Raw genomic sequence first — 12,073 nt, 5'->3', positions numbered from 1 at the left:
TATGAGTAATATCGCTATTGTAGATATATGTTGACGAAAACGACTTACACATGCAGTTTGGACTGACCCCATGCCTGTAGACAGATTCTGTCCTCACGACGAGGCCTGTTCAAAGGCCTCCGGACTGACGCCGCCGAGGTGGCTGTGGCGCCGGGCCCGGTTGTAGAACACTTCAATGTAATCGAAGATATCCGCCCGGGCCAGCTCCCGGGTTTTGTATATTCTCTTCCTGATGCGTTCTTTTTTCAGTGAACTGAAGAACGATTCGGCCACCGCATTATCCCAGCAGTTGCCACGTCGGCTCATGCTCGGTGCCAGGTGGTTGGCCCGGCAGAAGCGCTGCCAGTCGTCACTGCCGTACTGACTACCTTGATCGCTATGTACGATGACCTCGCCGTCCGGTTTTCGGCGCCAGACCGCCATCATCAGCGCGTCGAGCGCCAGTTCGCGCGAGAGAGTGGGTTTCATCGACCAGCCGACCACATTACGGGCAAAGAGATCGATAACCACCGCCAGATACAGCCAGCCCTGCCAGGTGCGGATATAAGTAATATCGGTGACCCAGACCTGGTTGGCCCGGACAACGGTGAACTGCCGCTGCACGCGATTAGGAGCAACGATTGAAGGCCTGCCAACGATACGACGTGGCGCTTTATAGCCGCGCACGGCTTTAATCCGGTTCAGTTGCATGATCCGACCCACCCGGTTTTTACCGCAGGTTTCCCCGATTTCGTTCAGATCGCCATGAACCCGCCGGTAACCGTATACGCCTCCGCTCAGAGAATATGAGTCGCGGATAAGCATCAGCAGGCGCTGGTTATCTTTATCACGCGCCGAGACAGGGTTATGCAGCCACGCATAGAACCCGGCCCGGGCGACATTCAGTACCCGACACATCGTCATCACCCCCCATACAGTGCGGTGCTCATTGATAAAGCGGTACTTCAGTCGGGCTCCCTTGCAAAGTACCGCGCGGCCTTTTTCAGGATATCCCGTTCTTCTTCGGTGCGTTTTAGCTGCGCCCGGAGTTTCAGGATCTCGCTTTTAGCTTCCAGTAAATCCCGGGCATGCTGCTCGCTGTTATCAGGTTTGATAGCCCGTAGCCACTTGTAGAGGCTGTGTGCAGAGACGCCCAGACGGTCAGATACTTCGGCGACGGAATAACCGCGTTCCGTTATCTGACGGACGGCTTCTTCCTTAAATTCAGGTGTAAATCGTGGTGTGCCCATACGCTCCTCCTATGCTCAAACTATAGGGCAGGATCGTCTACCGGGGCGGGGTCAGTCCAACTATAGGGCAGGATCGTCTACCGGGGCGGGGTCAGTCCACTTTCGCTTTATAGCGGTCCGCCGGGAGCCATGTCAGCACCGTTTTCTCCATGCCGTTCACCTCATAAGTTACCGCCCGGGCATACCAGAACTCTGGCAGTGAAGGATTCTTTTTCCGTGCCTGTTGTGACACTTTCAGCTTCAGCAGCCTGTCACCTGCGCCATAGCGGGTTTCCGTTTCTGCCACCATATCCTTACGGGCGGGCAGCAGCCAGTGGCGGTGACTACCCTGCCGGTTCAACGTCAGCAGCAGGTCTGCACTGTAGAACAGCTTGTCAAAAAGCGTGACAGTGTTATCCGGGATAGTGGTGAGCATTGAGTGGGCCAGCAGGTTCATCCCCGCTTCGCCATCCGCGCTCAGGTTCAGACGGAGAACCACATCGGTAATCGGCTCGTTGCGGGAAAAGGCCATCGCCACCACCATCCAGATAACCATGTCTCCCGGTAAACGACGGCGGCGAACAGTCGCATGTGCAGAAAGCGTCAGACAGTGCAGCATCCACTCCACGGGGAGGTGCTCTGCAAACAGTTGAGCAGAGGGCGGTGGCATAAGCGGATGGTCACTGAATTCGAGCAGGTCATTGAAAAGTGGCATAAGAAAACGGCTCCCTGTGGTGGAAGCCGTTATAGTGCCGCAGATTAAGGATCGGTCAATTGATCCTTAACTGATCGGTATTGCACCTAAGCGGGCCTATTTTAATTTGTAATATATCTCATTGCTTTTTTTCTTTTAAGGTATTTCGTTAGAGGTATCTCGACCATCTTGCTGAAGGCAACTCCAGCTGTGATAGATGCAATTACGGCTAAAATCGTAATGGCTTTTGAATCAAGCAAATCCAGTCTGCTTAATGCAATGTTAAAATAAGGATGCGTTAAATATATTGAATAAGATGCATTTCCAATATATATCAGCTTAGTAAAGCTGCACTCCCTCACTGTTAATGATAAGGCTACCACCAATATACTGAAAGGATAAAATATATCATACCTACTAACGTCTGATTCAGGCAATAAATCTATAAGCGCAAAGCATGCCACAGATAAAATCATTGACAATGCTATAAATGTATACTGTGACATGTTAAATCTAGATATACTATCAAAGTAAACACCAATCACACATCCAGCAGCAAATTGAATTATCATATAGCTTTGAACTATATTATGCAAAGCAAGTGAATTGTATTTTCCAGTAAATGGATAAAAATACTTAATTAAAAGCACTGATGAGCACAGAAGCATAGCACATACTACCGCTGCATATTTTCTGGACGGCATCACCATAAGAACAAATGCAAACACAATGTAAAAATACATTTCATATACAAGCGTCCATGCAACTGGATTTGCAAGACGATATCCATCATCAGAGCCAGGAAGCAAAAATATATTTCCGATTATGAAGTATAAATCCTTGTGGAAAGCAAAAACTGAGATCGAAATCAGTGCAAATGAAGAAATGATGTAAGGCGGGTAAATTCTAATAACCCTATCAACGATGAACTCAAAAGGATTTTTATTGATCGCGGTGTATGTCATGATAAAGCCAGATATTACAAAGAAGATGTTAACCCCATACCCACCAATATATTTAAATACACCACCGAATGATTCCGCTAAAAGATGATTCATAACAACGATAATTGCCGCTACGGCTCTCAAAAGCTGCAATATTTCAATTGATTTATTGTTCATGGCGAGTTCTTATTTGACTTTTCCAGAAACATAACATCCAATGCGCCTTCATGTCAAATAAGTGAGGCCGTCCTTGCCCAAAGATTTATGATGGTTACACAATGTGTGTCACATTAATATATGCCCCGCCAGCAAGGTAACCAGAACCTATATACATATTGCCATCAGGCTGAACTACCAGCCTTGCAGCAGACTCTATTGGTGGAGCAATGGTTGGAACAGAGAATACCCTGTAATCCTCAGGTCTGGCCCAAACGGGTGATCTCTTCCTGATTTGGGGAAGAGATCAGTCTGATGCATATCCCGCCGACCATTTAACAGATTTAAGTTGATGCCACTCTCTGTCTATCTTTTCGAAGGCGTTCTCTGACTCTGTTTGCAGAGCTAGCTTTTGCTCTTTTCGAACCTCACTAGGGTTCTTTCCTTCTGCCACAAGTTTTCAAGCGTCATCGCGACGGGAACGAGCATCAGCAAGTGTGATCGTCGGGTACACACCCAGCGAGATCATTTTGGGTTTACCGGCATAGCGATAGCGGAACCGCCAGCTCTTGCTTCCATTAGGCTCTATAAGCAATGACAAGCCTTGCCCATCCCCAAACGTATAGGGTTTTAGCACGGCGAATCTGCATATCGTTTAAAGGCATGTGTATAGGAATCCAAGACCGAACAGAAACATATACACAATCCTATACACATTATGTATCGGACTCTACTGGATGGTTACGGACGATAATGGACTAAAAAGAAATAAAATCGTTAAAAATCAGTGGGATTATGGATGAATGCGGATTTTTAGGGAAGTTGAGATGGTGCCGGTAATAGGAGTCGAACCTACGACCTTCGCATTACGAATGCGCTGCTCTACCAACTGAGCTATACCGGCCTGGGAGACGTGCGCAGGAACCTGAGCACGGGCTAAAGAGTAAGGAAAAGCGAGGAAGGCGTCAACTGTCAGCCGTGTCGGCTGCTGCTTTTTACAGCATCCTCCGCTGAATTCTGAGTTTGCGCTTTCCCCCTGCCCTGCTACCGCTACGCCGCGCATCGGGTTATGCTTTGGGTATGGAAAAGCTAACTGAACTGAAGCGGGCTCGTCGCCTGGCGCTGGCCCTGCTGTTGATTGCCGTGGCCGTGTTTGTCACCACGCTGTTTTTGCCACCGGCACGCTGGGTCAGCGCCGTGAAGGCCACGGCGGAAGCCGCCATGGTAGGGGCGCTGGCCGACTGGTTTGCCGTAGTGGCGCTGTTCCGCCGGGTGCCGATTCCCTTTATCTCCCGCCATACCGCTATTATCCCCCGCAAGAAGGATCGCATCGGCGATAATCTGGGACAGTTTATTCGCGAAAAGTTTCTGGATACCCGGTCGCTGGTGCAACTGATTCGCCACTACGATCCGATACGAGCCATTGGTAGCTGGCTGAGCCGACCGGCCAATGCACGGCGGCTGGGCGGCCATCTGCTACAGGTGATGGGCGGCTTTCTCGATCTGGCCGACGATGCCCGTATTCAGCGCCTGCTGCGGCGCGCCGTGCATCGCGCCATCGATAATGTGGATCTGACTCAATCCAGCGCGATGGTGCTGGAAAGTATGACGAAGGATAACCGCCATCAGGCGCTGCTCGATGCCCTGATAGGCCAGTTAATTAACCTGGTGAATCGCGATGGCACCCGGGAATTCCTGGCGCGCCAGATCGTGCGCTGGCTGGAAACCGAACACCCACGTAAGGCCCGGGTGCTGCCCACCGAATGGCTGGGGGAACACAGCGCCGAGTTGGCAGCCAGTATCGCCAATGCGCTGCTGGACGACATCAGCCACGACAGCGGGCATCAGATTCGCCACGCCTTCGACAGCGCCACTCAAAAGCTTATCGATAAACTGAAGCATGACCCTGAAATGGCTACCAGGGCCGATAACATCAAGACCTGGCTGAAAGAAGACGCCGCCTTTAACCGCTATATCGGCGAGCTGTGGGGCGATCTGCGCGGCTGGCTAAAGCGGGATATGCAGTCGGATGACCCGGTAACCGGTCAGCGTATTGCCAGGGCCGGGCAGTGGTTCGGGGAAGCGCTGATCGAGGATAACGCGCTACGTACCTCACTGAATGAGCATCTGGAGCAGGCCGCCGCTCAAGTCGCCCCCGACTTCGCGACCTTCCTGACCCGCCACATTAGTGATACGGTCCGCAGTTGGGATGCCCGCGAAATGTCCGAGCAGATCGAACTGAATGTCGGTAAGGATCTGCAATTTATCCGCATAAACGGTACCCTGGTGGGGGGCGCCATTGGGTTGATCCTCTGGCTGCTGTCGCAGATTCCAACGCTACTGGATATCGCGCCGCGATAAAAAAGGCGTCCCGAAGGACACCTGTGCCTGACTGAACAGGGATATTAACCGCGGATGGTGTCGTCGCCGTAGCCAATCCACTTATAGGTGGTCAGCGCTTCCAACCCCATGGGGCCACGCGCGTGCAGCTTCTGGGTGCTGACCGCGACTTCCGCTCCCAGGCCAAACTGGCCACCGTCGGTAAAGCGGGTAGAGGCGTTCACATAGACCGCCGAAGAGTCTACCGCGTTAACGAAACGTTCAGCGCTGCGCATATCGCGGGTCAGAATCGCATCCGAATGCTGGGTACCGTGCAGACGGATATGGTCAATAGCGCCGTCCAGGTCATCCACCAGGCAGACATTAAGGTCCAGAGACAGGAACTCGTCATCCAGTTCTTCCGGTTTCTGGGGCACCACCTGCGCCGGTCCCTCTTCCAGTTCCGCCAGCGCTGCGCGGTCGGCATGCAGGGTCACGCCCTTTTCCGCCATACGCTGGCTTAAAGCTGGCAGAAATTCTTTGGCAATCGCGCGGTGCACCAGCAGGGTCTCTACAGTGTTGCAGGTGCTCGGGCGCTGGGTCTTGGCATTGGTGATGATATCCAGCGCCGGTTCAAACGCCATGCTCCGATCCATAAAGATATGACAGACGCCAATACCGCCGGTAATCACCGGGATAGTGGACTGTTCGCGGCACAGCTTGTGCAGCCCGGCACCGCCGCGTGGGATCAGCATGTCGATATAGCGGTCCATCTTCAGCATTTCGGCCACCAGCGCGCGATCCGGGCTTTCGATCGCCTGCACCGCACCGGCAGGCAGGCCACAGGCTTCCAGCGCGCTCTGAATCACTTTTACAGTGGCGGCATTGGTGCGGTAAGTCTCTTTACCGCCGCGCAGAATCACGGCATTACCGGTCTTCAGGCACAGAGAGGCGACATCGATGGTGACGTTAGGACGCGCCTCGTAGATAACCCCCACCACGCCAAGCGGCACCCGGCGCCGTTCCAGACGCAGGCCGCTGTCCAGCGGACCGCCGTCGATAAGCTGCCCCACCGGATCGGCCAACTGGCAGACCTTACGCACGTCGTCGGCTATCCCCTTCAGCCGCTGCGGCGTTAACGCCAGGCGATCGAGCATCGCCTCACTCAGGCCGTTCTCACGCGCCAGAGCCAGATCCTGCTCATTAGCCGCCAGAATCTCATCGGCCTGGGCTTCCAGCTGGTCAGCAATACGCACCAGCACGCGATTTTTTTCCGGGCCCGATAGCTGAGCCAGTTGATAAGAGGCCTCTTTTGCCGCTTTACCCATTTGTTCCAGCATTAGCCTCTCCTTAAATAACGATCATATCGTCCCGGTGCATGGCAACCGGGCCATATTCATAGCCCAGAATCGCGTCGATCTCCTGGGAATGGTGGCCGGCGATGCGGCGCAGAGCGTCGCTGTTATAGCGGGTAACGCCATGAGCGATATCGCGTCCGTCAAGACTGAGAATACGAATAACCTCACCGCGGGAAAAATCGCCGTCGATGGTGCGAATACCGGAAGGCAGTAGCGAACTGCCGCGGCTAAGAATGGCGTTCAGGGCGCCGTCATCGATGGTGATATCCCCCACCGCTGGCGCGCCAAACAGCCAGCGCTTGCGGCTTTCCAGCGGCGATTCCTCAGCCAGGAAGCGGGTACCGACCGATACGCCTTTCGCAACGTCCTCAATCACGTCCGGCAGGCTGCCGGAAGCAATAACCACCTCGATACCGGCGCGGCAGGCCACATCCGCCGCCTGCAGTTTGGTACCCATACCGCCGGTACCCAGCCCGGAAACGCTGTCTCCGGCAATAGCGCGCAGCGCGTCATCCACACCCTGCACCTCTTTAATCAGTTCAGCGGTGGGATCGGTACGCGGATCGGCAGTGAACAACCCCTGCTGGTCGGTCAGCAACAGCAATCGGTCGGCGCCGCCCAGAATGGCTGCCAGCGCGGAAAGGTTATCATTGTCACCTACCTTGCTCTCTGCCGTCGCCACTGCGTCGTTTTCATTAATAATCGGGACGATATTGTTATCCAGCAGGGAGCGCAGCATATCGCGCGCGTTCAGGAAGCGTTCGCGATCGTCCATATCGGCACGGGTCAACAACATCTGACCAACGTGAATACCGTAGATGGAAAAGAACTGTTCCCAAAGCTGGATCAGGCGGATCTGACCCACCGCCGCCAGCAACTGGCGGGAGGCGATAGTCTGTGGCAACTCAGGGAATCCCAGGTGCTCACGGCCGGCGGCAACGCCCCCGGAGGTGACGATAATGATGCGGTGTCCCGCTGCGTGCAGATGGGCGCACTGGCGCACCAGCTCCACAATATGGGCACGATTCAGACGGCGTGAGCCGCCGGTGAGTACGCTTGTGCCAAGCTTAACTACCAGAGTCTGGCTATCGCTCATAGTGTTTTGCCATTTTGATCAGGGAAAAAGGGAAGAGCTGTGCATGTTGTTTTATCAGGTGTCGCGCACCTTGCCAACAGGCGGGGGGAGAAAAGGAAGTGAATACGCGGGAGTAGCGGCTTACGTCGCAATATAAGATGACAGGCCTCCTGTAACTATCAGATTGAAAGATATGAAAAACGCCAGTCAGTGCTGGCGTTTTACGCGGTCAGGCGCGGATCTTTACCGGCTCTTCAATAAAGCCCTGCGCCGGAACCAGTTCGAATGAAAGCTCGGTCAGTAGCGCCTCCAGACGCCCGTGAAAACTGCGCAACGCCTGCGCGACCTTCTGCTCGACCTCTTTATCTTTGATGGTGACCGGTACCCAGACTCCCTCTTTATCGAACAGGCCAAACTTCCAGGTGTAGTGGAACTGTTTGTCGACAGCGGTCAGCTCCATCCACCATCCCCAGAATTCACGCAGCTCGGGGGCGGGTTTTACGTTAACGCAGACAGCAAGGCAGTCGAAGAAAAAGCGGTTATCTTCGCACTTCTCCTCCCGGATATAGGGGCCAAGCGCGGTGAATTTTTTGATCAGTCGACTCTTCGGGTATCCACTCGGTAACGTCATTGCGATCTCCTTTTGTGAACCCCCAGTTTTATCAAACATAAGAAATTTCGCAACAACGGGACCCACAATTCGGCACATTTCCAATCCCCACACAACCAGTATGAAAATCGCTAAAAACCGCGCCAGAACGCTACTTCAGGCGCTTCGCCAGCCAGTCGGTAATCTCACTCAGCGCTTTATCAAAATTCAGAAAAAGTGGACTGAACGGAATGTTAAGCACCTTACCGTCGGCCGAGGACGAAGCGATTAACCGAGAATCCTGTTCCGGGCTGAAGGGATCGCGCTCCCAGAAACCGGACAGCATCGGCGTAGGGCAACGGCGCCCCAGCAGTCCCTGGGTCTTCAGCGAGTAGCGATTCAGCTCCACCCGTAGCGCTTCATCAGAAGCATCGATCATGCCCAGGCGGCTGGCCAGTACGTCAATATACATTTCCGGCACCCGCTGCTGGCGTTCAAATTCGCTTAGCAGAGAGTGCACCACCGGCCCCAGACAGGCCACCGCACGCAGGCGTGGCGATTCCAGATAGCCCAGACGTACCGCCACGTTGGCGCCAAAGCGGAAGCCGAAAGCCGCCACCCGGGTGTGATCAATCCAGGGCACCTCCGGTAGCGCACGCAGCACCTGCTGATGCAACAGGCTGGAATCCTGAGTCAGTTTCCATTTGGAAGAGAAGCCCACCGAGGGCATGTCGATAGTCAGCATGGCAATGCCCGCAGGCGCCAGATAGTGTTCAAACAGGCGATAGTAGTCGCTCTGCAGAGCATCCAGACCGCCGCACAGCAGCACGGTCGGAAACGGCCCCTCCTGCCCTTTCGGCATATGCAGGAAGCCCGTGATATCGCTACCGCCGGGCATCGAAAAGGTCAGCTCCCGCAGCCCGCCGGACAGACGTGGCGCTGCCTCTTCATACGCGTTGTTGGCCAGCACCTGGGCCTGCTCGGCCAGGTCGTCACCTTTCAGGTGGGGATAAGCGGCAATGCTGTAGAGATTAGCGGCCATCAGCCACTGCTTGCCGCACAATTCGGGATCCTGCTGCTGACCCGCGCGCTGCTGCCATAGCATGGCCTGTTTCGACCACTCGTAGATCCAGTTGCCGCTGCGATAACCAACGACGGTATCGTAATAGTCGTCATTGGTATGTTCGGCCTGGCTTGTGGCAATGCGGCTCTGAACGTCCATGATCTCCAGCGGATCCACGCCGCGCCAGATCCAAAGCAGGCGGTTAATCAGGCGATACCAGTGGGGTTCGGTACGGCCGTCCAGCGGCGACTGAACCTCCTCTCTCTTGTGATGGCGAGCGCGTCGCACCAGAGTCGAGGTTTCCGGGTGTTTAAAGCGGGGTTTGAAGAGATCTTCGCTGAGGTTGCGCTTCGACATGGCGACCCTTTCTCCCTAAAACGGATAAGCAGGCCTATTGTACTCGCTGTCGCCGTGTTAAAAAACAGACGCCCGGTAAAGCCGGGCGTCTGTTGCACATTTATTTTAGGGATTAACGGCCAGCCAGCGGCGGCACGAATGCAACGCCCATATCCCAGGGCTGCTCAATCCAGGTGTTCTGCGGAATATCGATTTCGTAATCATCCACCAGCGGCTTACCGGCTGGCTTAGCGAAGATGGTGACAAAATGCGCCTTCGGATACATTTCACGAATAGCGACTGCGGTACCGCCGGTATCCACCAGATCGTCGATAACGATAAAGCCTTCACCGTCGCCTTCGGCACGCTTCAGGACTTTCATTTCGCGCTGGTTATCGTGGTCGTAGCTGGAGATACATACGGTATCGACATGGCGAATACCCAGTTCGCGCGCCAGCAGCGCAGCCGGTACCAGGCCACCGCGGCTGACCGCGATAATGCCTGTCCACTGCTCAGCTGGCAGCAGACGGCTGGCCAGCTTGCGGGCGTGAATCTGCAACATGTCCCAGGTGACGACGTATTTTTCGCTCATGTGATGTATCCCGGCCTATCAATAACGGCTCAAAAAGTATTCTAATGGAATCAGGTTGCGCGAAATTATAGTGACCTGAGACACCAAACACCAGCCTCAGTTGCGCAACGGCGCGGTTTTTAGGCTTTCACTCCCCCGGAAAGTCAGAGAAAGTGGTATCCTCAGGTAATCGCGCGGGATGAGGCCCGCGGTACATTTTTATCCGGTAACCCCGCGACCTGGCACTACTTTTATCGCCGGTCAACGTCAAGGAGACGCATTGTGTCTGAACTGTCTCAACTCTCCCCGCAGCCGCTGTGGGATATTTTCGCCAAAATCTGTTCCATTCCTCACCCCTCTTACCACGAAGAGCAACTGGCGCAGCATATTCTCGACTGGGCGAAAGAGAAGGGCCTGCACGCGGAACGCGATCGGGCTGGTAATATCCTGATCCGCAAAGCGGCGACGCCGGGCATGGAAAACCGCAAGCCGGTCGCGCTCCAGGCGCACCTGGATATGGTTCCCCAGAAAAATAACGATACCGAACATGACTTCGCTAAAGATCCCATCCGCCCGTACATCGACGGCGAGTGGGTCAAAGCACGCGGCACGACGCTGGGGGCCGATAACGGTATTGGTATGGCGTCCGCGCTGGCGGTACTGGCGGATGATCGCGTTGAGCACGGCCCGCTGGAAGTGCTGCTGACCATGACCGAAGAAGCGGGTATGGACGGCGCCTTTGCGCTGCAGCCCAACTGGCTGCAGGCGGATATTTTGATCAATACCGATTCCGAAGAAGAGGGCGAAATATACATGGGTTGCGCAGGCGGCGTCGACGCCATCTCAACCCTGCCCCTGACCCGCAAAGCGCTGCCCGATGGTTTCGAGACCGTTAAACTGACCCTGAAGGGGCTGAAAGGCGGCCACTCCGGCGCCGAAATCCATCTGGGACTGGGCAATGCCAATAAACTGCTGGCCCGCTTCCTGAACGAGCAGGCGCCGCAGTTGGATTTGCGTCTTATCGATTTCACCGGCGGTACGCTGCGCAACGCCATTCCGCGTGAAGCCTTTGCCACCCTGGCAGTCAGTAAAACCCAGGCGGGCGAGCTGAAACAGCGAGTTGAGGCTTATCTGGCGGTGCTGCAAAATGAGCTTTCTCAGGTTGAGAAAAACCTGACCCTGCTGCTCGAACCGGTTCAGGCAGAGAGTCAACCGCTGGACGCTCGCAGCCGCGACGCTTTCCTGAATCTGCTAAACGCCACGCCGAACGGCGTAATTCGTAACTCCGACGTGGTGAAAGGCGTAGTGGAAACCTCTCTGAACGTGGGCGTAGTGACCACTGAAGGCGATCAGGCTCAGATTATCTGCCTGATCCGTTCGCTGATCGACAGCGGTAAAGAGTATGTGGTGAGCATGCTCTCTTCCCTCAATGTCCTGGCGGGCGCCACACTTGAGGCGAAAGGCAGCTATCCTGGCTGGCAGCCGGACGACAAGTCGCCAGTCATGCAGCTGGTGCGTGAAACCTATCAGCGTCTGTTTAACAAGACGCCGAACATTATGGTCATCCACGCCGGTCTGGAGTGTGGTCTGTTTAAGAAACCTTATCCGGAGATGGATATGGTTTCTATCGGTCCGACCATTACCGGTCCGCACTCGCCGGACGAGCAGGTACACATCGAAAGCGTGGGCCTGTACTGGCAGTTGCTGACTGAACTGTTGAAGTCCATTCCAGCGAAGTAAGTCGTTACCAACCGGCTCCC

The 12,073-nt window shown here is 54.7% G+C and carries 9 protein-coding genes, 1 tRNA gene and 2 pseudogenes; 2 read left to right on the top strand and 10 right to left on the bottom strand.

Features of this window, described 5'->3' with window-relative positions; genetic code table 11:
- Positions 1-93 precede the first annotated feature (93 nt).
- The 5 genes and pseudogenes from SCU88_RS04960 to SCU88_RS04940 form a co-directional block, all read right to left on the bottom strand.
- Positions 94-1,229 (bottom strand): IS3 family transposase gene (locus SCU88_RS04960; protein WP_431810088.1). Its coding sequence is split into 2 segments (ribosomal slippage): positions 94-983 and positions 983-1,229, totalling 1,137 coding nucleotides; the frame shifts between segments, so codons are not numbered across the junction.
- Positions 1,230-1,329: 100 nt separating this feature from the next.
- Positions 1,330-1,923 (bottom strand): annotated as a pseudogene (locus SCU88_RS04955) (transposase domain-containing protein); the annotation flags it as partial.
- Positions 1,924-2,024: 101 nt separating this feature from the next.
- Complete coding sequence (locus SCU88_RS04950) at positions 2,025-3,023, bottom strand: acyltransferase family protein (protein ID WP_175339327.1); 999 nt, start codon at positions 3,021-3,023, stop codon at positions 2,025-2,027.
- Positions 3,024-3,312: 289 nt separating this feature from the next.
- Positions 3,313-3,667 (bottom strand): annotated as a pseudogene (locus SCU88_RS04945) (Arm DNA-binding domain-containing protein); the annotation flags it as partial.
- Between the two features lie 163 nt (positions 3,668-3,830).
- Positions 3,831-3,906: transfer RNA gene (locus SCU88_RS04940), tRNA-Thr, on the bottom strand.
- Positions 3,907-4,082: 176 nt separating this feature from the next.
- On the opposite strand from SCU88_RS04940, the gene SCU88_RS04935 reads away from it, so the two are divergent.
- Positions 4,083-5,363 (top strand): DUF445 family protein, encoded by a 1,281-nt coding sequence (locus SCU88_RS04935; protein WP_175339326.1) that lies wholly within the window; start codon positions 4,083-4,085, stop codon positions 5,361-5,363.
- Positions 5,364-5,407: 44 nt separating this feature from the next.
- On the opposite strand, the gene proA is transcribed toward SCU88_RS04935, so the two are convergent.
- The 5 genes from proA to gpt form a co-directional block, all read right to left on the bottom strand.
- Positions 5,408-6,661, bottom strand: a complete 1,254-nt coding sequence (gene proA, locus SCU88_RS04930; RefSeq protein WP_175339325.1) for a glutamate-5-semialdehyde dehydrogenase — start codon at positions 6,659-6,661, stop codon at positions 5,408-5,410.
- Positions 6,662-6,671: 10 nt separating this feature from the next.
- On the bottom strand, positions 6,672-7,775 hold the full coding sequence (proB, locus tag SCU88_RS04925; RefSeq protein ID WP_138095910.1) for a glutamate 5-kinase: 1,104 nt from the start codon (positions 7,773-7,775) through the stop codon (positions 6,672-6,674).
- Between the two features lie 208 nt (positions 7,776-7,983).
- Positions 7,984-8,385, bottom strand: coding sequence for a sigma factor-binding protein Crl (crl, locus tag SCU88_RS04920; RefSeq protein ID WP_138095909.1), 402 nt, complete (start codon positions 8,383-8,385; stop codon positions 7,984-7,986).
- 130 nt (positions 8,386-8,515) lie between these two features.
- Positions 8,516-9,763, bottom strand: a complete 1,248-nt coding sequence (gene frsA / locus SCU88_RS04915) for an esterase FrsA (protein WP_175339324.1) — start codon at positions 9,761-9,763, stop codon at positions 8,516-8,518.
- A 112-nt stretch (positions 9,764-9,875) separates the two neighbouring features.
- Positions 9,876-10,334 carry a xanthine phosphoribosyltransferase gene (gpt, locus tag SCU88_RS04910; RefSeq protein ID WP_138095907.1) on the bottom strand — a complete coding sequence of 153 codons (459 nt, stop codon included), beginning with the start codon at positions 10,332-10,334 and terminating at the stop codon, positions 9,876-9,878.
- A 261-nt stretch (positions 10,335-10,595) separates the two neighbouring features.
- Between gpt and pepD the strand changes: the two genes are divergently transcribed.
- On the top strand, positions 10,596-12,053 hold the full coding sequence (gene pepD, locus SCU88_RS04905) for a beta-Ala-His dipeptidase (RefSeq protein ID WP_175339323.1): 1,458 nt from the start codon (positions 10,596-10,598) through the stop codon (positions 12,051-12,053).
- Positions 12,054-12,073: the final 20 nt, after the last annotated feature.

Origin of the sequence: Jejuibacter sp. L23, from assembly GCF_050815825.1 — a bacterium.
Classification (GTDB): Bacteria; Pseudomonadota; Gammaproteobacteria; order Enterobacterales; family Enterobacteriaceae; genus Jejubacter; species Jejubacter calystegiae.
The sequence above is the reverse complement of the archived record's forward strand: the minus strand, read 5'-3'. Positions and strand labels throughout refer to the sequence as shown.